The following is a 21130-nucleotide window of genomic DNA, read 5'->3' as shown; positions in this document are numbered from 1 at the left end:
AATAAATATAATATTAATATAATAAATGTTGTGCTTAAAATCTTCGCGATCCGCATTAGAACTTGTACTGCCTGTGCTTGTAGAAGAACCAGCCTGCAAGGACACCGATCAAGAGTAAGGGGACCAGATAAACGTGGACAGGCTGCTCGAGCAGGTAATCGTATTTACCTTCCTTGACATATATCGCATTGGTTGTGGAAGTCGAGCTGGCACTTTGAAGATTAGGACTTACTCCGTCATTGAAGCGATATGAGTTCTCGGCAGACAGTGTGTAAGTACCTTCATCCAGCGCCTTAAGGCTGAAAGATATCTCTTTTTCCTGCTGCATGCCGAATGATTCCATGTAAATGGTGGGTACTTCCGAGATAATCTCAATATTAGAATCCCCACCGGCATACTTCAGCCCTGAAGGGACTAATAAGTTTATCGTGACAGCGCTTGCTGAAGAATCTCCTGTGTTCTTTACCCGGATGGTTCCCTGAAGATCACCTCTCCTGTCCACTGTATATTTATCCAGCACAAGCGTAACATCGAGATTGGCTTTTTTACTGCTATCTTCTATTACTATGGTCGGGATAGTGGAAGAGGCCTGAGGGAAGTCATCATCAATACTGTTAGAGAAGATAGCTGTAGTGGGTTCGAAAAGGAAAGTTCCGGCTTCTGTTGCTTTCATCGTATAGGTGTATATAAGGCGTGTTTCGCCTTTCTCCAAGGATATCTGCCCGGTTGGAGCTATAAGGGTCTGCTGGAGTATGAATTTAGCCGGGGCGGGATCGGAAAATATCACTTTGGTAGCTTTGTCATCCCCAGTATTCTTAACTGTGACTTTCACGGTCAAAATATCACCTATGCCGGCATTCGCCGGCTCGACAGTCTTAGTCAGTTCAAGTACGGGAGTACCCGAGAACTGAGCATTGGTGTGGCCACCACTGACAACACCGGAAGTCTTGCTGTTAATGAAACTTCCATCCGTAACGGTAATTAATAGTTTGGTGCGAGGGACTACACCGGAATGGACGGAGATCACCTTCACTTCTACGGTTTCTCCTTCAACAGTGAACTTGAAGGAACTGCCAACAGATATCAGTTTATCATGTAACGGGGTCTTGGTCTTGCCTTCAAATACCTGAAGGGTTACACTATCATAATCCGGAAACACCTCAACTACATCGATAACGTAGTTGTTTATCTGGTATCCGTCGCTCTCTGCTATAGTGTCATTGAACAGTATCTTCCCAGAGGCACCGCCTGCTGAGATTAGCATTAAGAATACAGCCAGTGACATGAAAGTAAGTGTTTTTCCAAAATGATTCATGTTCCCTCAAACCATAAGCCATTATCAAATTATAGTGTTCCTTATAACTTGATAAATATGCTGCGTTTAATATAAAGCTTGTGTTATCTAATCGAGGCATATGAGGGACAATATATATTAAATCTTACTATTTTAATCAGAAAACTCAAGGCTGACATCTATCCAGCGAGCCTGATGTATAAGAGAACCCATGGAGATCACATCAACACCTGTTTTGGCATAGGCATCAAGATCATCGGGGCCGATGCCTCCGGATACTTCAATCACTATGTGCTCGGCAATTCTAGCCTCCCTGAGACTGGCCGTTGTTTGAGCGACCTGAGAGGGGGTCATGTTATCCAGCATTATAATGTCAGCTCCCAGCGCCGCAGCTCTTAACGCATCCTCTGCCGACTCGACCTCGATCTCAATCTTCTGGGTAAAGCTTGCCTTCTGCCTTGCAGATCTCAGGGCAGCTTCAACACCCATCATATTGACATGGTTGTCCTTGATCATGACAGTATCCGAGAGGTTGAACCTGTGCGGGTCGCCACCTCCTGCAATGACTGCCAGTTTCTCATACTTGCGCAGGCCTGGAGTTGTTTTTCTCGTACAGGCGATCCTGACGCCTGGCACGGGCGCAACTATGTCCACACACCTGCGCGTCAGTGTTGCAATGCCGCACAGGTGGCCAAGGAAATTGAGAACCAGACGCTCTGCCCTGAGTATGGATACCGAGCTGCCGGAGAGAGTGAATATGGTAGTTCCCTTTGCAAGCCTGTCACCATCTGAGAGGGTAGTAACGGCATGTATTCCGAGATAGTCAAAGAAGGACCTTGCAACATCCAGCCCGGCCAGGACACAGTCCTCTTTTGTGAAAATGACAGCTTCTATCTCCCTGTCAGGAACAAGTGTACAGGATATGTCATTATATCCAAGGTCTTCTTCCAGAAAACGTTCGATCTCAGTTATGAGCATCCTTTCTTTCACCCTGGGATAATTATCTTCAAGAGATTTATATGCTTTCAGTTTGCAAGGAAAACCTACTTAAATAATCAATGTAAGCAGTGGAGTAAAAATAGCGTTCATTGTACGCAATTCCATGGTGTGAAGGATGCTCAGGATAGGAGTCGTAGGCTGCGGGACCATAGGCAGAGGGATATGCAGGGCTATAGATGAAGGAGTCGTGAAAGCCGAACTGATAGCGGTCTACGACAGGAATGCCTGCGATGCCGAGAAGCTCAGAGGACAGTTCAGCAGATTCAGTCCTGAGTTCATGGAAATTGCTAAAATGGTCAAGCACATCGATCTTCTTGTGGAATGTGCCTCACAGGAAGCGGTCCATGATGTTGTGCCTCTTGCACTGACTTCTCACTGTGACGTACTGATACTGAGTGTCGGGGCGCTTGCAGACGAAGGGCTGCGCAACAGGATAGAGGAGCTTGCATCAGAGAACAGCTGCAAGGTGTACCTTCCTTCCGGTGCCATTGCAGGCCTCGACGGCCTCAAGTCCGCATCAATCGGGGAAATCCACTCGGTCACCATCACAACCCGGAAGCCACCGCAAGGACTTGCAGGCTCACCTTTTGTTGTTATGAACAACATCGACCTGGATAGCATAAGCGATGCTACCGTGCTTTTCGAGGGACCGGCAAAGGATGCTGTGAAAGCATTCCCTGCAAATGTCAATGTAGCGGCCACCTTAAGCGTTGCAGGAATAGGGTTTGAAAGAACCCTGGTGAGAGTGATCGCCGACCCTTCTGTCACGCGCAACATACACGAGATCACAGTCAAGGGTGCTTTCGGGGAATTCAGCTCAAAGGTTGAGAATGTCCCCTCCCCGGCTAACCCGAAGACAAGCTACCTCGCACAGCTGTCCGCAATCGCGACCTTGAAAAAGATATCAAGCCCCCTGCAGGTAGGAACCTGAAGGGCCCATTCATACATAACCGGTCATCTGCCAGTGAATCCCATGCAGGACATGAAAAAGACAATTGAAAGGATCAATGAACTGAAAGGTCTGCATAATGCGGTCATACTCGCTCACAACTACGAGAGAGGCGAGATTCAGGACATAGCTGATTTTACAGGAGACTCCCTCGGACTCAGCCAGCAGGCCATGCAGCAGGAAGCAGATGTGATAGTCTTCTGCGGCGTCCATTTCATGGCAGAGAGTGCAGCTATCCTGAGCCCTCATAAGACCGTGCTGCTTCCGGAGCTGTATGCGGGATGCCCCATGGCCTCCATGGTCACGGCCTCAGCCCTGCGCAAAGAGAAGAAGAAACACCCCCATGCTGCGGTCGTATGTTATGTGAACTCGACTGCGGAGGTCAAGGCAGAAAGTGACATATGCTGCACCTCGGCAAATGCTGTCGAGGTTGTCAACTCCCTTGAAGAGGAAGAAGTACTCTTCGTACCCGACAGGAACCTTGCAGATTACGTAGCCTGCAACACCAGCAAGAGAATAATTCCGTGGAGCGGCTACTGCCCCACACACAACCAGATACTTGTGAGCGACATCATCGGGGCAAAAGAGGAACACCCGGGTGCAGAGGTGCTTTCCCACCCGGAGTGCCGCAGAGAGGTCCTTGAACTCTCCGACAGGGTATTCAGCACCACCGGCATGCTTGATCATGTCAGCAGGTCGCCTGCCGAAGAGTTCATCATTGCAACTGAAAAAGGCATCCTGCATAAGCTGGAGCAGGATAATCCCGGCAAGAGGTTCTATTTTGCATCAGAATTTGCCGTTTGCCCCGAGATGAAAGCAATAGACATCGAAGCTCTTATGTTCAGTCTTGAGAGGAGGCAGCATGTCATATCGGTCCCTGAGGATATAAGGGTCAAGGCGAGGCGCGCACTTGACCGCATGCTTGCTGTCAAAAGGAACAGATAGGTACGGGAGCCGCAAAAATGAAAGCATACCTGGAACTGATGCGCTATGGCAATTGCATCATGGCTGCAATAGCAGCCACCATTGGAGTGTTCATTGCATACAATATACTGGCAGCTAATGCCCCGGATACCGTGCTCTTCCCCTTCTGCGGGTCTGCGCTGGTCTTCCTCACCGTTTTCCTGGTGACAGGAGCCGGGAATGCTATTAATGACTATTATGATGTTGAGATAGACCGGATCAACAAGCCGAACAGGCCAATTCCCTCCGGAAGGATCAGCATCCCTGCAGCCTTATATTTCTCGCTTGCACTGTTTGGCTTGGGGACAGCATCCGCTTTTCTTATCAACGTCCCCTGCGGACTCATAGCACTCTTCAACTCCCTGCTATTGATATACTACGCAAGCACGCTCAAACGCACGGCACTCCTCGGGAACCTTACAGTGGGTTATCTCACCGGATCGACATTCCTGTTCGGAGGCGCAGTCTTCTTTGAGAGAGGAGGGCTTGAAAGCGTGTTCGTGCTTTTCCTGCTCGCAACTCTTGCAACGGTTGCCAGGGAGATAGTCAAGGATATCGAGGACATGGACGGAGATATGAAAGACGGCGCACGCACCCTGCCCATAGTCATCGGGGCCAGGAGTTCGGCATATCTTGCAGCTTCCATAGGCCTTGTGGCTGTACTGGCCAGTCCGCTGCCCTACCTGCAGTCCCTCATGAGTGTGAGGTACCTCTTCCTGGTAGCTGTGGCCGATCTGCTGTTTGCGGCCGCTGTCTACAGGATACTGGGAAAAGGAGATCCTGCCGGGTCATCCCGCATGTTCAAGATGGCAATGGCCTTTGCACTGGTATCCTTCCTTGCCGGGGCCTGAGGCAGGCCTAATAGAGCGATATCATTCCCCTTGCGAGCTCCATGGTGAACTGCCGGATATTCTCCAGTTCTGTATCAATTACCTCCGTGACCTCCTCCCTCACAGATTCCACAGCACCCTTTTTCATTACAAGCTGCGCTGCTGCGACCTTTGGCTGGTCTATGGGGACGCCTATATCGCTCAACAGCCACACATAGGCCTCTTCCACATCCGGCACGTTAGTGTGTATCCTGTCGGCTATCCGGTGAGAGAGTATATTGTATATCTTGCCCACATGGCTTACAGGATTCTTGCCGGCCGCTGCCTCACTGCTTGCAGGCCGCGTGAGAGATATGATGCCATTGACACGATTGCCGCGACCCACCTGACCACAGTCCGCGTCCTCGGCCGAGGTACCTGTGACACTGGTATAGATACCTTCCAGGCCGCGTCCGGGAACATCAAGATTGTTCAGTTTGAGAGAAGTGTTAACGGAAACCTCCTTTTCCTCCAGGTAGTCGGCCATATAGACCTGCATGGCGTCCAGCAGGTCATCCTTCATCCGGAAGTAGTGTTCCTCGGACTCAACAAAAGTGTCTATAAGAGGCATTGCCACAGTCATATCGAAGTTCTTGCCCCTCCTGACACCCATCACCTTGATATCTTCACCCGATTCAGGATACTTCTCCTTGAAACCGGCAGAGTTTAGATACTTCTCAGTGTCCATTACCATCCTCTCCGTAAAGGACAGAGGCGCATAACCCACAGCTGCAGATGTATCATTTGCCCCCAGGAGTTCACCTCCCCTCCTGAAGATGTCTGTCAGTTCCGAGGAGCCGGGCTTGAGCTCCACCTGGTAGTCAACATGCTCTGGCTTGACAAAACGCAGGTTCTCGTCGAACCAGCCGGTGGCCGTGTCGATGGCTATACCGCATACGTCTATCTCCTCTCCCTCCACTTCGAAGGTAGCGCGGTCACCGATAACCAGTAACATGGGGTTTACCACCATACCACCGCCAAAGATACCTGCCGTCTCCCCGGCAACGAGCAGGCACTTGTCCGTATTATGATGGAGTATGGTGCCAAAACGCTGCAGATACTCCCCGGACAGATTCACGGATATCCGGTCCATCACAGCATCGCATATACTGTCAGGATGTCCTTTTCCTTTCCTTTCCACTATTTCAAGGTTCTGCGCAGCAGCGCAGGACGCCCTGAATTCCTCTACTGAAATGTTCCTCATTCATTAACCCCCATGTGCCCCTACATGTGCTCCTGTCATTTAGATATAGTCCCGACACATGGCTGGTAGCCGTGCCGGGGTGCCTTAAAGTTGATCAGATATCTGATTCCCTGTCCAGGGGAAGAGTGGCTAAGGGTGCATGTTCCAGGTACTCCTGCAATATCATGGGAAATGTACTTGCAGGAACGAACCTTACCCCAAGTTCCTCGGCCCATTTCTGTATACCGAAGTCACTCGCGACAACCGCTGCCTCGAGCTCCCTGGCAAGGATAAGCACGTCAATATCAGGAGCACTGTCAAGAATGCCGTAACGCAGGGCGCTGCGGTACTTATTCCTGAACTTGCCGATATGGACACCGATGACGCCACGCTCTATCTCGGCCTCAATATCCTTCTTGTTATCTGCTTTGGTCTGGATGAGCAGGCAGTCCGTGGACGATTCCCATATCGTCTCCTCAGCAATCACCATTCCCTTGTTTATGCGTTCCCTCATGTGAGAGACATACTCATGGAACACCTTGGACGGGATCTGCACATTATACCTGTCAGGAGCCTTTTTCACAAGCCACGTGTCTATCTTTGCTATCACATCGGCATCGCAGCCGTTGTTCTGTGCGAACTCACGCAGCTCGTTATACACTGAAGGGAAAGGTACATAGCAACTGATGCCAAGCTGCAGGCGTGCAGAAGCTATCAGTTCCAGCACTTTTCTCATTCCGTCACACATGCCTGCGACATCCAGCTTCTCGCGGGCCTGCAGGTCGGTAAGCGCAGTAGTATCCAGAACAAAACGCTGCCTTAACATATTACTCCCTGAGTTAAGCACAGGCTTCCTCTAAGAGGGGCCTTCCAATTAATAAAGGGAGCCGCAAGGTTAAGTATTTTTGCTAGTCCCGGAACCTGCGGGAAATACAAATCGAAGTACATCAAAATAAATATATATACCCTATAATTTAAACTATCATATCACAGATCAGGATAATATGACCAGAGTACTTGTTGTAGAGGACAACCCCATGAACATGGAGCTTGTCACCTTTATTCTCACGGCCGGAGGTATCGAGGTCATGCAGGCCTTTGATGGACCGGAGGCACTTGACAAAATAAGGAACAATTGTTTTGACCTTATACTGCTCGATATCCAGCTACCGGGGATGGACGGCATCGAAGTGATCAGGAATATAAATAATATTGAATCCATGGGCGCTCCTATAATCGCACTGACAGCCCATGCTATGCAGGGAGACGAACAGAAGTTCATCAGTGCAGGCTGCTCAGGGTATATCTCAAAGCCGATCGATGTTCCTACCTTTGTAGGCAAGGTTCTGTCATACGTGTCAGCTGGAGGAAAATAACCTGAAGATACGCAACAGGACTCTCATATTCCTTACCGTGACCTTCATCTGTCTGTTCGTCCTGCTTGCAGTGATCACCGGGTCGATAATGCATGACAGCTTTTCACAGCTTGAGGAAAGAGAGGTCACAAAGAATGTTCTCAGGGCTACTGAAGCTGTTGACTCCCAGACAAAGCGCCTTACAGCCACAGCAAAGGACTGGGGCCAGTGGAGTGACACGTTCTATTTTATGCATGGGGACGATGCTTATATTGAAAATAACCTTGACGTAGGATCCCTGTCTAATCTGGAGATAGACATGATGATGTTCTTTGATGCCTCAGGCGAACTGTACTACATTGCAGGAGTGGATCATCATGCCTATGAAGAAAGGCAAATAACAGATATTTTCAGGGATTATATAAGCAAAGAAGAAATGCTATATTCAGAACCCTCCCTCGGAAAATATGTCTCAGGCATCATAAGCACTCCTGAAGGTCCCATGATAGTCGGGACAAGTGCTATAACTCCAAGTACGACGGACCCGACGGTTGCAGGTACTATCGTCATTGCAAGGTTCCTTGATCCTGAATTTGTTGAAGAAATGGGGGGCATTACCCAGCTGTCCATCAGTGTCAGCGATCTGGAGCCTGAGGCCCCAGCTGCATTTCAAGGCTCAACCCGGGCCCAGGGCAGTGACCCCATAAGAATCGATTATATGGATGAAAGCACTGTCATCGGCACTGCAATATTGAAAGACATCAACGGTGTTCCTTCACTGGCCCTGGATGTGGAAATGCCAAGGGATGTGTACCGGCAGGGACAGTCTGCCGTACATTACGTGTTGTATGCTATAATCGTTATAGGAGCTATCTATGGGATAGTTCTCATGTTAATGATAGAAAAATCCGTGCTGTCACGCCTGACGCTCCTGAGCAGTAACCTTAGCGCTATTACCGAGAGCGGATCGCTCTCTTCCCGTGTGAGGATGGACGGGGACGACGAACTGTACATGCTTGCAGACAATATCAATTACATGCTGCAATCGCTGGAGCAGAATAAGGAGAAGATACAGGCTGTAGAGCGTGAGAACCAGCAGAAGATGGAAGCAGTACTTACAAACATAATCAGCGGAGCTATAATTCTGGATTCTCACACACATGTGATAGTCGATGTGAACCCTGCTGCCGAAGAGATCATCGGCCTGCCGAAGGAAAAGATAGTGGGCAGGGAGTGTCATGATTTCATATGCCCCGCCGAGAAAGGTAAATGCCCGATAAGCGACCTTGGAATGAGCGTGAACAGGTCCGAACGCATGATCATCAATGCCCAGGGTCAGAAAGTCTGGGTTCTCAAATCAGTAGTGCCCGTGACCCTCCAGGGTAAGGACTATTTCATAGAGAGCTTTGTCGACCTTACAAAAATGAAGGACGCAGAGGAGAAACTCATCCAGGCCAGGATCACAGCAGAAGCTGCAAACCGTGCCAAGAGTGATTTCCTTACAACCATGAGCCACGAACTGAGAACACCGCTCAACTCCATTATCGGCTTCTCTGAGCTGATAACAAGCGGAGGCACCGGAGAAATATCCGACACCCAGAAGCGGTTCATCATGAATATAGCAGCAAGCGGCAAACATTTGCTGTCGATCATAAATAATGTGCTGGATATCTCCAAGATAGAAGCAAACAAGATGGAACTTGATAACCAGCTGTTCTCTGTCGCAGAAGTATTCATTGAAGTAAGGCAGCTCATCTCGCCCATGGCTGTGAAAAAGCAGCTCAGGGTTGAGTTTTTCAAAGATGACAGGCTCGAGACGATCTATGCCGATAAGACCAGGTTCAAGCAGATACTCTTCAACCTGATCAGCAATGCTATAAAGTTCACACCCAAGGACGGGAGCGTGAGTGTGCATGCAAGCCAGAAGGGAGACATGGCTGTCTTTGTGGTCAGGGATACGGGAATAGGGATATCCGATGAAGACATCAGCAAGCTTTTCCAGCCATTCACACAACTGGATTCTGCTATCAACAGGCAGTACGAGGGAACCGGGCTTGGGCTTTCCCTCGTAAAGAAGTTCGTGGAGATCCAGAACGGGCGCATATGGGTTGAGAGTAAACCAGGAGAGGGTACAACCTTTACATTCGAACTGCCCCTGATCAAAAGCATGAATGAGGAAGCGATCCCGGAAGAGACACACGAGGTTGATGGCTTGGAGGGTCGGCCTGCTCACGGCACAGGCAATTCAGCAGCTATAATTGGTGCCGAACCACTGATCCTCGTGGTGGAGGACGATGATAATTCAAGAGAGCTCATCGAAGCCACCCTGGAAAGGGAAGGCTACCGGGTAGCATCCGCTTGCTGCGGAAAAGAAGCACTACTGCTTGCCGGCAAACTGAAACCGTTTGCCATCACCCTCGACCTCATGATGCCTGGCATGGATGGATGGGATGTCCTGAAGCATCTGAAAGATGAGGAACAGACAAAGGACATACCTGTGATCATCACTTCCATGCTTGACGAGAAGGAAATGGGTAAAGTGTGGGGGACAGTGGATTATTTCATCAAGCCTGTGCCAAAAGAGGCCCTCATTGCCACACTTGAAAGGATCAGAAAGGATGTTTCAGACACGCGCACCGGGAAGACTGTGAAGGCAACAGCTGAACAGCGCACATAGAAAGGCATATTCATGCGGACATACCTTCAGTCCGCAGCACAGGTCACCTAGTCCTGCATGACAGGCTGCGCGCTTAATGGGCATATCCGCCTTGAGCGTTTCCCGATCTGCATACCAGTATCTAACTCGCACCCTCTGCAGGCACTATCATTACACTGTAACTGTTCGTCTCAATGAGCCCGGCCAGCTGGAATGCAATCAGCCGGAGGGTTGCAGTGGCTGCCATGAGCGTGTTGGTGTATTCGGCCCTTCCTGCCGGAAGTGACTCGAAAGCCCCGCAAGGCACGGCTACTCCAGGAATAATGACTGATCGCACATCCTACATCACATCCTGAGATTTGTTTCCGGTATACCCGGGGTCCAGAGAACAGGACAGGTGTTGCAATACCAAAGAGATATGCATTCATTTCAGAAGCCGTATCCTGAAGTAGTTTAGTGAGAGAACCGTCTGTCATACAGTATCATCTGCATGGATGGGGTTTGCATTCTGCCATGCAAGACTTTGTGACCCGTTGCTGCAAACAGCAAATGAAAGTTGATCCAGGGCTTTATTTTAGTATCTTTTCCAGCAATTTATCGAAACGGTCGTATGTTTCGGCTGCTCCCTCTTCCATCCCGGGCTGCATCACTCCTTCCATATCTTCAATTGAATTGAAATAAGAAGTGGAAACCGCTCTTGTCTTTCCTTCTCCTATTTCTTCAAGTCTTAGCGTTTCCGTTAACTCGTGCCCGGGACCAACCGGTTCATAGTTGAATGTATCAGAAAGGAACTCAGGTTCCCTTACTTCCTTATAGACTCCGTGAAACCCATTCACATTGCCTTGCTCATCCTTCTGTATGTACCTCCAGACACCGCCTTCCTTGACTTCCATTTTATCGACAGTTGTGGTCATATTTCCTGGTCCCCACCATTGGGGTATCATATCCGGATTTGTGTAGACTTCCCATACCACGTCACGGGGCGCGTTAAAGACGTGCGTCATCACGACTTCAAGCTTCTCTTTGTCAACGCTAAAATCGATTTTAGTCATCTTTAATCCCTCTCATCCATAGACCAGCTTTTAGGAATTGCTCCACGCATCTTAACACTTGGTTTTTTCCAGATGCTGAGATAGTTTGTCAAGGGATTCGTTCCACCCTTGCTTCATATTTTCCCGGTCAGTGTCACTTATATTATCAATATCCAGGTAACTGAGGGTAAGCTTAGTCTTGCCACCCTGCTCTTCGAACATGAACGTCGCCTGCATTTCAAGAGGCCACTGCTCACTCATACCGTAGTAAGAAGCCGGGACCACTTTCCCGTTCTCGTCAGCAAAGGAATCGGTAGCTACGATCCTCTCCGGTGGCTCTATCTCACGGTAAACACCGGTGCTCCAGTAGTCATCTCCTTCAGGTGATCGCATGCCGAAGAGATAGGAGCCTCCAACACGAAGGTCTATCCTGTCAAAAGGTGATGTGAAACCTTTTGGTCCCCACCACTGCTTTACTTCTTCAGGCTCTGTCCACGCTTTCCATACACGAGCCCGAGGTACATCGAAGGTGCGGGTGATGACAAGCCCTTCACCAATGTCTTTTGTTCTCATGCCGTCCTTTGCTTTACTTTCATCCATAATCATTCCCCCTAATCTGGAAAAAACCCCTGTGATGCTCATTGAGTGAAACTACTCTTGTTGCAGCGGCAATATTCATATCACCAGAGCGTGCACAAAAACAAAAATAGAAAATGCTAAGCGTTCATTTCAGGGAAATAGCTTCAACAGGACATATCTCCACACAATCCCCACAGTCAACGCATGTATCCGGATCAACAAATGCGAGGTCTTCATCGGTCATTGAGATCGCTTCTACCGGGCAGGAATCCACACAGACCCCGCATCCTGTACACAGTTCTTTATCAACAATAGCTGGCATTTATATTTCACTCCCAGATCGCCTTTTTACAAAGGTACTATTATCCTAGTCTGGAACTCTCTGATAAATACCTGTCGAGTTTTGCCTTTGGATACAAGTGTGTAAAGCATGAAAGAAAGAGAAGCAGGTTTGAACCAAAGCCCAATGGACTTCAGAGAGACGTTCTTTTTTATGTACGGAATCGAAAATAGGAAATTCAGTACTAAAAATAAATATATTTATATACATGTTGATTTACAGTTTCCCATCCGGGGGGAAAGTTCGCATATATATAGGTTTCTCTTCAGATGCTACAAAACAGTATGAATACACCGGAGAGAAAAGAAGCACAATAGAAAGATATATATCCTAAGCTGTAAATTCTCTGATTCATATACATTGAAAATATATAAATTAAGCAAGAGGCCATCATGAATTTTGAAAGAATGACAATCAACAGCAGACTGATCCTGTATATTGTGGTCAGTGTCACCATATTGATGTCTATCAGTACCTATATGATCGTTGATAAAGTAACCAGCCAGAACATCGAACAGGCTTACGAGCAGGCTGAAAGTGTTTCCACAGGTTACGCATATAAATATGACAGTGATATGCGCGCCAATCAGCTCATTGGTCAGACAATAGCACACACTCTGGGAAACTACGGGAGTGCAGACAGGGATGAAGCCAATGATATCCTGAGGAGCCTCCTTATTGAGAATCCTGGCCTCCTGGCGACCTATGCAGGATATGAAGCAAACGCCTTTGATAATAATGATGCAGCTTTTGCAAATACTCAGGGACATGATGCAACAGGCAGGTTCATTCCCACCTGGAGTGCAACAGGCAGTGGTGCGTCCCTCGCCCCGCTTGCAGACTATGACACATCCGATTATTACCTGCTGCCAAAGTCCCTTAAAAAGGACGTCATACTTGAACCATATATGTACGATGGTACCATGATCGTCAGCTATGTCTCACCCATTATGAAAAACGGAAAATTCATAGGTATAGCAGGCGTGGATGTTTCTCTGGATTATATCGATGAAGAGGTTTCCCAGGTAAGCATGTTCGACACCGGTTACGCTTTCATGGTAAGCAATTCAGGCATGTTCATGTCACATCCTGTTGAAAAATCCTGGATAGGCACCAAGTACCTTTCAGACTTCAATGATGCTGAAATAAACAGGATGGCTTCAGACATAAAGAGAGGAGTTGGAGGGCACATACAGGTGGTCGACCCGGCAACCGGTAAGAATGTTGCCATGATCTACGAGCCACTGGCTACGGCAGATTTCGCATTCGTCCTGACAATTCCCGAAGAAGAGATGTTTGCAGGAGCGATGGAGCTGCGAAACCAGCTCATTGTCATATCGGTAGTGGCCATCCTTGCCATGGCAGGCATTGCATATCTCATAGCTCGTTCCATCACCCGCCCGATCAGAGAGATCGTCAGTGATTTCGAACAGATATCCACTGACGCACTTGAAGGAAAGCTTGACCGAAGAGCAAACACTGCGGTAGGGATCGATTTTGAGGCAATACCAAGAGGATTGAACGATATACTGAGGTCCCTCACAGACATAATAGTGAATATCAGCAAGAACGCAAATATCGTTGCAAGCACCTCGGAGGAAATGTCTGCATCCATCGAGGAGATAACAGCGGCATCAAGCCAGGTCTCACACACTATAAACAGCATTGCAAAGGGTGCTCTGGACCAGTCATCCAAAGCGCAGGAGATCTCACGTGCCATGGACGACATGAGTTCAAGCGTGCAGGAGATAGCCGTCAACGCCCAGAGGTCTGCCGAGATATCCACGGACTCCAGTAAAAAGACCATGGCCGTCGGGAACAAGTCAGAGAATCTGATGACCCAGATGGAAGAGATCAAGAGAGCATCACTGGAATCCGCAGCCGCGATCAAGGAACTCGACAATAAGTCCAAACAGATAGGAGAGATAGTCAGCCTTATCACAAATATCGCAGACCAGACCAACCTGCTTGCACTGAATGCAGCAATTGAGGCGGCAAGGGCTGGCGAGCACGGGCGCGGGTTTGCCGTGGTAGCAGACGAAGTGCGCAAGCTTGCAGAAGAGTCAGGGGACGCGGCAAAGGAAATATCCGGCCTTATCAAGCAGATACAGCATGATACGGGAGTGGTGGTGCAATCTGTTGAAAAGGGCAATGTAACTGTAGCCAGCGGTGTTGAGGCTCTGAACGAGACTGTCAGGGCTATGAAGGAGATAGTAGAAGGAGCAATGAAGACCGCCGAGATGGTCCAGGACATTGCCGCTGCAGCCCAGGAGCAATCCGCATCCATAGAAGAGATCACTGCATCGGTGGAGGAAGTGACCTCTATCTCAGAAGGAGCAGCCGCAGGAACTGAACAGACATCTGCCGCCGTAGAGCAACAGAGTGCCTCCCTGCAGGAGATCGCACACAGCTCACAGGAGCTGTCCGCCATGGCTGTTGCAATGCAGGAAATGGTAAACAGGTTCGTTCTCGCCAGAGAGGAACTTGCTGAACAGGCTGATGCGCCCCATATCATGAAGAACAGGAAGGGACTGAAGTAAGTCCCTTTCCACTTTTTATCCATCTTTTTTATAGTGCTACTGGTACCCGGTCTCCCCGCCAAGGTCCTGGACCTTTTCCTCCTCGTTGGCCGCATATCTTGCAAATGCCTCGGAAGCCTGCTCATACAGACTCATGGCAGTGCGGGAAGTAGTGGGCTTGACACGGCGTATGGCTTTCACAAAATGGACGGACGTTATCTTAATTCCCATTACCCTGGCTCTGGCTTCGTCCCTGCTTATGCCCGGTGTGACGACCTCACGCAGGGCCAGCATGGAAGCTTCCCGGCAGATGGCCTCTATATCCGAACCCACATAGCCTTCGGTCATGTGCGCCAGCTCACGGATACTCACATCATCCGCAAGGGGCTTCCCCTGAAGATGGATGCCGAAGATCTTCTGCCGTCCTTCCATGTCAGGAGGGTGCACGTATATGAGCCGGTCAAAGCGTCCCGGCCGCAGCAGGGCAGGATCCACTATGTCGGGCCTGTTGGTTGCAGCGATTATCACCACGTCCCTCAGTTCCTCAACCCCGTCTATCTCCGTGAGTATCTGGCTCACCACTCTTTCGCTTGCATGGGCATCTATACTGGAGCCACGCTCTGATGCCATGGAATCGATCTCATCAAAGAATATCACCGCAGGGGCAGCCTGCCTGGCCTTGCGGAAGGTCTCTCGTACGGCACGCTCGGACTCGCCCACATAGCGGCTCAGCAGTTCAGGCCCCTTGATGCTGATGAAGTTGGCCTCGCTCTCGGTGGCCACGGCCTTTGCCAGCATTGTCTTTCCAGTGCCCGGGGGGCCGAAGAGCATGATACCGCGGGGAGGCCTTGTATTGACGGCCTCGAAGAGTTCCGGATATTTCAGCGGCCATTCCACAGCTTCGGACAGTTCCTGCTTGGCAGCATCCAGGCCGCCGATATCAGCCCATCTCACTGAAGGCACCTCCACAAAGACCTCACGCATGGCCGAAGGTTCGATGTTCCTGAGGGCGTCGTCAAAATCCTTCCTGGTCACCTGCAGGCTTTCCATGAACTCGGGAGGTATCTCATCCTCCGCATCGTCGATCCTCATGTCAGGAAGCATGCGCCTGAGAGCGTGCATAGCCGCCTCCTTGCACAGGGAGGAGAGATCGGCACCCACAAAACCGTGGGTAACGGCAGCGATCTCCTCAAGGTTAAGCCCTTCTTCCAGCGGCATGCCCCTTGTATGGACGAACAGTATCTGTAAGCGTCCGGCACTGTCAGGTATCCCCACCTCGATCTCGCGGTCGAACCTGCCTCCCCTGCGCAGGGCCTCGTCAATGGAATTGGGGCGGTTGGTCGCAGCTATGACTATGACCTTACCCCTTGATGCGAGACCGTCCATCAGGGAGAGCAGTTGCGCCACTATCCTGCGCTCCATTTCGCCCCATACCTCGTCACGCTTGGGAGCAATGGAATCTATCTCGTCTATGAATATGATTGTGGGGGCGTTCTTCTCTGCCTCCTCGAAGATCTGGCGCAGCTTGTGCTCGCTCTCACCGTAGTATTTGGAGACAACCTCCGGCCCGCTCACAGAGATGAAGTTTGCATCCGTCTCACTTGCCACTGCCCTTGCAATCAGAGTTTTCCCCGTACCTGGGGGTCCGTACAAAAGAACACCCTTGGGAGGGTCCACTGCAAGTTTCCGGAAGAGCTCGGGATGCTTCAGGGGCAGCTCTATCATTTCCCTCACGAGTCCCAGTTCCCGCTTGAGACCTCCTATGTCTTCGTAGGTTATCTGTCCGGAAACCCCCTCCTGCACCACAGCACTTTCTCTTATGTGTATCTGGGTGTTCCTTGTGACCACCACGGGACCTGCCGGGCTTGTTGAGAGCACAACGAAGGAAACAGGATTGCTGACAGCCTCCACGCGGACAGACTGTCCCTTTATCACCGGGCGGCCTTCAAGTATCCTGAGAATGAAGCGCGGGCCCCCCACAAGCCTGGTTTCCCTTGTGGGAGCAAGGCTTATCTTCTCCGCCTCGCTGACAGTGACCTTTCTGACCGTTACCTTGTCATCAATACTGACCTTTGCATTGTTCCTGAGGTTACCGTCTATGCGGATCATCTCCTTGCCCGCATCGTCCGGATATCCCGGCCAGGCAATGGCATAGCATTTCTCCTTGCCCTTTATCTCAACGATATCACCGCTCACAACCCCGATAGATTCCATAAGGACCTTGTCAAGCCTTGCAATTCCCCGGCCCGCATCCCTGGGATAAGCTTGTCCCACACTAACGGTAATTTCCTCAGTCAACTCTTATCACCATAATTTCATACAGCATCTGCTAGCTATGTAATTGGTCAAATGCAATTTAAAAAGATTCCCGACAGCAGATAAAATACCTGAAGAGAAATCACATCTCGCTCTTCAGTCTGGAAACCAGCTCTTCCCTTATAACGGAAGTGCGGTCGCCACCGCATACCATGCCACGCACGCCGATGATGTCGGGCCTGATGCGCCTGAGCATTGGAAGGTCACCGAACTTGAGAGTGCCGGCAAGTGCAGACTCAAGACCCTGGTCCCTGATAGCGTCTGTGAAACTCGTCAGCTCCTCCTCGTCCATGAACTCGAAAGTGGAGCGCCCGTCCTTGATGCCGGTATCCACCATCACCACATCGACACCTGCCCGGGCACCGATGGCAGGAAGCAGGTGAGGGGAAATAGAATTGATTCTCCTGTAATCGGAATAGCCCGAAGCAACGACCTTCTTGGAAGGGTCAAGATCCTTGACGGAGCGTGTTATGTTGGTAAGCATGTCCAGCGCCTGCTCTTCCGTGTGGACGTCGTACAGGCCTACCTTGATATAGTGAGCACCCGCAACTGCAGCACCCAGAGCGGCAAGGGACGCAGTACCCGGCTTATAATTGAAGTCCCCGATGGTCGCACTTATGGGCTTCTGTGAGCCTATGGCCTCTTTAACAGATCTTATGACCCAGGGAAAATTAGCACCAAGGGAACCTTCCTTGGGATTCTTCACATCGATTATGTCAGCACCACCTTTGTGTGCTGCTATTGCCTCCTCAGGGCTAATGGGACTGACAAGTAACTTCATAGCATAACCTCTTTTTTATAGCATGACAGATGTATGAATTAAATATGTTTCGTATCCTTTTTGTTCTTGACGTTTTCAACCGGACAGTGGTCCATGCACGGGGAGGAGACAGGAAAGAGTACAAGCCTATCCATTTCTCGAGCCGGATCTGCGAAAGTTCGGACGCCATCAGGATAGTTGATACGGTAAAACCCAGGGAAGTATACATTGCCGACCTTAACCTACTTCAGGGAATAGGTAAGAGGGAAAAGAACTTCGAGGTCATCCAGGGAGTGGCAGAAAGGGCTAAGACAATGGTAGATGCCGGAATTAAGTCTATTTCTGATACAGAGGATATATTCGAGATCGTTCCAACCGTCGTGCTCGGCACGGAGACTGCCTCCCTTGATACGATAGGGCAGGTTGCAGTTGCCTATCCGGGACGTGCGGTAGTAAGCATTGACAAGAAGCATGGCAAAATACTCTCCAGTGACCCTTCCATGCCTGATGACCCCCTGGAGATAGTAAGGAAGCTTAATGAGTTCGAGCTGCAGGATATAATAGTCCTCGACCTTGACAGGGTAGGCACGGCAAGCGGCGTGGATTCACAATTCTTAAGTAAAATAGCATCAATCTCAGAGCATAATGTGCTTCTTGGTGGAGGAGTCCGCAACCTTGAGGACATAGAAACACTCGAGGAAACAGGCCTTGCAGGTGCCCTTGTGGCAACAGCTTTGCACAACGGCTCTATCCCCATTGAAAAAGTACAGTGACAGTGATTATAACGGTTTCATCAGTTCATGGTGTAAATATGGCAGAGAATGAGGAATTAATTGAAGTTGGCGAAGGATACGCCGAGATCAAGATGGGAGCAGGCTGGTTCCTGACGATCACCCTTGCCTCCAGTGAGAAATACGAGAACGAGTATGTAGAGATCGCAAAAGAGAGAGGTGGCCAGAAAAAGGGGCGCTTCAATCTGAATCCTAAATACACACGCACCCTTGGTGAAGCACTTATCAAATTCGCAGACGCTAACGAACTCTAGGGTTGTCCGGGTTACAGGCAGCTTTGCTGAACGTGACCCAGAAAACACTACCTTTACCCTCTGGATTATCCTCTACCCCGTACCCCCCGCCGTGCAGTTCCATAATCCGCTTTACTATCGCAAGTCCAAGACCTGTCCCTTTGACCCCTTTCTTGCTGAGGCGCTTGAAACGGTTGAAGACCAGCACTTTGTTCTCGTCAGGTATGCCATCCCCACGGTCAGTGACCATGACCCTGAAGCGATCGCCCATATCCCGGAAAGAGATGGTTATGCTTTCGTTCTCCGGGCTGTACTTTATGGCATTTGACAGGAGATTCGCAAACACCTCGCTTACCAGGGGGTTTACATGTGAATAGCATGGACCTTCCGAGAACAATTCCAGCCTTATATTCCTCTCCTCTGCGTAAGAGGAAAACTCCAGCAGAATGCCCCTGAAGATGCCCACAAGGTCAGTACAGTAGTAGTCGATCTCCTCAATGCTGTTCAGTTTCTCGTATCTGGAAGCACTCTCAATGAGATCTATGAGTCTCCCGGTGCTGTCCTCTACCACCCCGAGCATGGCAAGCTTGTCCGGATCGGTTTCCATCTCCTGCAGGAGCTCGACATAGCCCCTTATGGTACCTGCGGGTGTGAGCAGGTCATGCCTGATAATGTCTGAAAACAGATCCTTTAATGCATTCAACTGCTCCAGTTCTGCGGTGTGTCTCTCAAGTTCCTGCTGGTATCTCTTTTTGTCGGAAATGTCCATGACGATTCCCTCAAAGCGATAAGGCCGGCCCTGGTGATCTTTCTGGAGCAGGGAAAGCTCACTGACCCAGAGCGATTCACCCGACTTTTTCAACAGCCGGTACTCATGGGAAAAGCACTCCTCGCCTTCCCAGGAAAGCCGGGCCACATCCTCGGTAAGCTTGTCCCGATCCTCCGGATGGACGATGTCAATATAGAGCTTGTTCCCTGACTGAAACTCCTCCCTGCTATAGCCAAGCAAAGAGACATTCTCCGAGACAAAGCGAACAGGCCACCCTTTTTCCGGCGACCACAGGAAAACAATCACAGGAACTTCCCAGTATATTGACTCAAGCCTGCTGATGCTTGAAAGCTTTTCAAGCAAACCCTTTTCCCGGAGGCAATAGTCACTTACCTCCTGAAAATAGCAGGCCATTCCATCATAACTACCGTTCCCGTCAAATAATGGCACGAGGGATATCGACTGGTAGCTGAGACCCTTCATAGGGATGAGTATAGGCACTTCCGCATGAAAAGACCTCTGAAGTGATCTCTTTGTATCCAGAAAAAACTGCCTGAAGCCTGCTTTCCCGTCAAGCAGGTACTCTGGCATTGATTCAAAAACATTCTTTCCGATCACATATTCTGATAACAGGCCAGAAATGGATCCCATCCTCTCATTGGAGAAAACAAGATTATCATCCTTATCCAGGATACATATTCCTATAGGTGCATCCTGCAGAATCATGGGATAGAATCTTGGTTCTGTGCTATCCAATCGCTCACCCACTCTCACGATAAACGGACTTGAATAGATATCTTACTCAGATGCTATATATACATTCCTCAATTACATAAAATATTAATAAGTGGTAAATGATAAAATAAGTAAAGTGATATGATATGCTCAGCGGGAGCCTTGAACTGAAGGTTATACTAATGAGGAGATTATCCCCACCACATCAGACCCGATTTCTTCAACACTTCTATTTGCATCAATCACAACGAAGGAGGAGGGGCTCTCATCTGCCAGACGCAGGTAATTGCTCCTGACCCCTTCAAGGAAAGTAACCTTCTCGAACTTTGTCTTGTCGCCCCTGGACCCGCATCTTGCAACAGCGATATCAGGGTCGATATCAAAAAGTATTGTCAGGTCCGGTACTACGGTCCATCCTTTATGGATATCCTGTATCCAGCGCAGCGAGTCCCCGAACCTGTCCTGCAGTGTCATCCCCTGGTATGCATAACGGCTGGCAGAATACCTGTCTGAGATGACATTCCTGCCGCTTTCCAGGGATGGCAGGATCAGTTTGGAGACATGCTCTGCATGGTCTGCAACAAAAAGGAACAGCTCTGCAAGATGATCCGTATCCGAGTGGATAGCCCGGTTCACAGCTTCGCCTATCCAGCTCCCTGTGGGCTCCCGGGTAAATACGAAATCACTGAATTCAGGATTTGAAGCAAGTGACCTTGCAATGGTGGACTTACCCGAGCCATCGATCCCTTCAAGAGTTATGAGCTTTCCCTTTGCTGGCATGTGCTATGA

General features: G+C 49.6%; 20 protein-coding genes. 8 read left to right on the top strand and 12 right to left on the bottom strand.

Features of this window, described 5'->3' with window-relative positions; translation table 11 throughout:
* Positions 1–55 precede the first annotated feature (55 nt).
* Positions 56–1285 carry a DUF11 domain-containing protein gene (locus PV02_RS01830; protein WP_256621676.1) on the bottom strand — a complete coding sequence of 410 codons (1230 nt, stop codon included), beginning with the start codon at positions 1283–1285 and terminating at the stop codon, positions 56–58.
* Between the two features lie 162 nt (positions 1286–1447).
* Entirely contained in the window at positions 1448–2272 is an 825-nt protein-coding gene (nadC, locus tag PV02_RS01825) for a carboxylating nicotinate-nucleotide diphosphorylase (protein ID WP_256622129.1), read from the bottom strand.
* A gap of 136 nt (positions 2273–2408) precedes the next feature.
* Between nadC and PV02_RS01820 the strand changes: the two genes are divergently transcribed.
* From PV02_RS01820 to PV02_RS01810, 3 genes are read left to right on the top strand one after another with little or no spacing between them, the layout of a single operon-like run.
* Entirely contained in the window at positions 2409–3224 is an 816-nt protein-coding gene (locus PV02_RS01820) for an aspartate dehydrogenase (protein ID WP_256621675.1), read from the top strand.
* Positions 3225–3266: 42 nt separating this feature from the next.
* Positions 3267–4187 carry a quinolinate synthase NadA gene (gene nadA / locus PV02_RS01815; protein WP_256621674.1) on the top strand — a complete coding sequence of 307 codons (921 nt, stop codon included), beginning with the start codon at positions 3267–3269 and terminating at the stop codon, positions 4185–4187.
* Positions 4188–4204: 17 nt separating this feature from the next.
* A complete protein-coding gene (locus PV02_RS01810; protein WP_256621673.1) occupies positions 4205–5056 on the top strand; it encodes a geranylgeranylglycerol-phosphate geranylgeranyltransferase in 852 nt (283 codons plus the stop codon).
* 7 nt (positions 5057–5063) lie between these two features.
* Here the strand turns inward: PV02_RS01810 and PV02_RS01805 are convergent, their stop codons facing one another.
* On the bottom strand, positions 5064–6278 hold the full coding sequence (locus PV02_RS01805; RefSeq protein WP_256621672.1) for a methionine adenosyltransferase: 1215 nt from the start codon (positions 6276–6278) through the stop codon (positions 5064–5066).
* A 94-nt stretch (positions 6279–6372) separates the two neighbouring features.
* Positions 6373–7083 (bottom strand): RNA ligase partner protein, encoded by a 711-nt coding sequence (locus tag PV02_RS01800; RefSeq protein WP_256621671.1) that lies wholly within the window; start codon positions 7081–7083, stop codon positions 6373–6375.
* A 178-nt stretch (positions 7084–7261) separates the two neighbouring features.
* On the opposite strand from PV02_RS01800, the gene PV02_RS01795 reads away from it, so the two are divergent.
* Positions 7262–7633, top strand: coding sequence for a response regulator (locus PV02_RS01795; RefSeq protein ID WP_256621670.1), 372 nt, complete (start codon positions 7262–7264; stop codon positions 7631–7633).
* Positions 7634–7670: 37 nt separating this feature from the next.
* Entirely contained in the window at positions 7671–10289 is a 2619-nt protein-coding gene (locus tag PV02_RS01790; RefSeq protein ID WP_256621669.1) for an ATP-binding protein, read from the top strand.
* A gap of 121 nt (positions 10290–10410) precedes the next feature.
* Here the strand turns inward: PV02_RS01790 and PV02_RS01785 are convergent, their stop codons facing one another.
* The 4 genes from PV02_RS01785 to PV02_RS01770 form a co-directional block, all read right to left on the bottom strand.
* Positions 10411–10605, bottom strand: coding sequence for a hypothetical protein (locus tag PV02_RS01785; protein WP_256621668.1), 195 nt, complete (start codon positions 10603–10605; stop codon positions 10411–10413).
* A gap of 232 nt (positions 10606–10837) precedes the next feature.
* Positions 10838–11320: an SRPBCC domain-containing protein gene (locus tag PV02_RS01780; RefSeq protein WP_256621667.1), complete on the bottom strand. Its 483-nt coding sequence runs from the start codon at positions 11318–11320 to the stop codon at positions 10838–10840.
* 51 nt (positions 11321–11371) lie between these two features.
* Entirely contained in the window at positions 11372–11899 is a 528-nt protein-coding gene (locus tag PV02_RS01775; RefSeq protein ID WP_256621666.1) for an SRPBCC family protein, read from the bottom strand.
* Positions 11900–12023: 124 nt separating this feature from the next.
* Positions 12024–12200 (bottom strand): ATP-binding protein, encoded by a 177-nt coding sequence (locus tag PV02_RS01770; RefSeq protein ID WP_256621665.1) that lies wholly within the window; start codon positions 12198–12200, stop codon positions 12024–12026.
* Positions 12201–12610: 410 nt separating this feature from the next.
* Here PV02_RS01770 and PV02_RS01765 point away from each other — a divergent pair, with 410 nt between their 5' ends.
* The gene (locus tag PV02_RS01765) at positions 12611–14758 is read left to right on the top strand and encodes a methyl-accepting chemotaxis protein (protein ID WP_256621663.1); all 2148 of its coding nucleotides are present in this window, start codon (positions 12611–12613) and stop codon (positions 14756–14758) included.
* A 36-nt stretch (positions 14759–14794) separates the two neighbouring features.
* Here the strand turns inward: PV02_RS01765 and PV02_RS01760 are convergent, their stop codons facing one another.
* Together PV02_RS01760 and PV02_RS01755 are read right to left on the bottom strand one after the other, a co-directional pair.
* Complete coding sequence (locus PV02_RS01760; RefSeq protein WP_256621661.1) at positions 14795–17035, bottom strand: CDC48 family AAA ATPase; 2241 nt, start codon at positions 17033–17035, stop codon at positions 14795–14797.
* Between the two features lie 100 nt (positions 17036–17135).
* Positions 17136–17834, bottom strand: coding sequence for a (5-formylfuran-3-yl)methyl phosphate synthase (locus tag PV02_RS01755; RefSeq protein ID WP_256621659.1), 699 nt, complete (start codon positions 17832–17834; stop codon positions 17136–17138).
* A 44-nt stretch (positions 17835–17878) separates the two neighbouring features.
* On the opposite strand from PV02_RS01755, the gene PV02_RS01750 reads away from it, so the two are divergent.
* On the top strand, positions 17879–18586 hold the full coding sequence (locus PV02_RS01750) for a HisA/HisF-related TIM barrel protein (protein WP_256621658.1): 708 nt from the start codon (positions 17879–17881) through the stop codon (positions 18584–18586).
* A gap of 38 nt (positions 18587–18624) precedes the next feature.
* Positions 18625–18858: a hypothetical protein gene (locus tag PV02_RS01745; protein ID WP_256621657.1), complete on the top strand. Its 234-nt coding sequence runs from the start codon at positions 18625–18627 to the stop codon at positions 18856–18858.
* Here the strand turns inward: PV02_RS01745 and PV02_RS01740 are convergent.
* Entirely contained in the window at positions 18845–20362 is a 1518-nt protein-coding gene (locus PV02_RS01740) for a sensor histidine kinase (RefSeq protein WP_256621655.1), read from the bottom strand. The two genes, PV02_RS01745 and PV02_RS01740, sit on opposite strands and share 14 nt — an antisense overlap.
* A 153-nt stretch (positions 20363–20515) precedes the next feature.
* Positions 20516–21121 carry a dTMP kinase gene (gene tmk, locus PV02_RS01735; protein ID WP_256621653.1) on the bottom strand — a complete coding sequence of 202 codons (606 nt, stop codon included), beginning with the start codon at positions 21119–21121 and terminating at the stop codon, positions 20516–20518.
* Positions 21122–21130 lie beyond the last annotated feature (9 nt).

It is taken from the genome of Methanolobus chelungpuianus, assembly GCF_024500045.1.
In the GTDB taxonomy this organism is placed as follows: domain Archaea; phylum Halobacteriota; class Methanosarcinia; order Methanosarcinales; family Methanosarcinaceae; genus Methanolobus; species Methanolobus chelungpuianus.
This window is presented reverse-complemented; position numbering and strand designations above follow the sequence as displayed.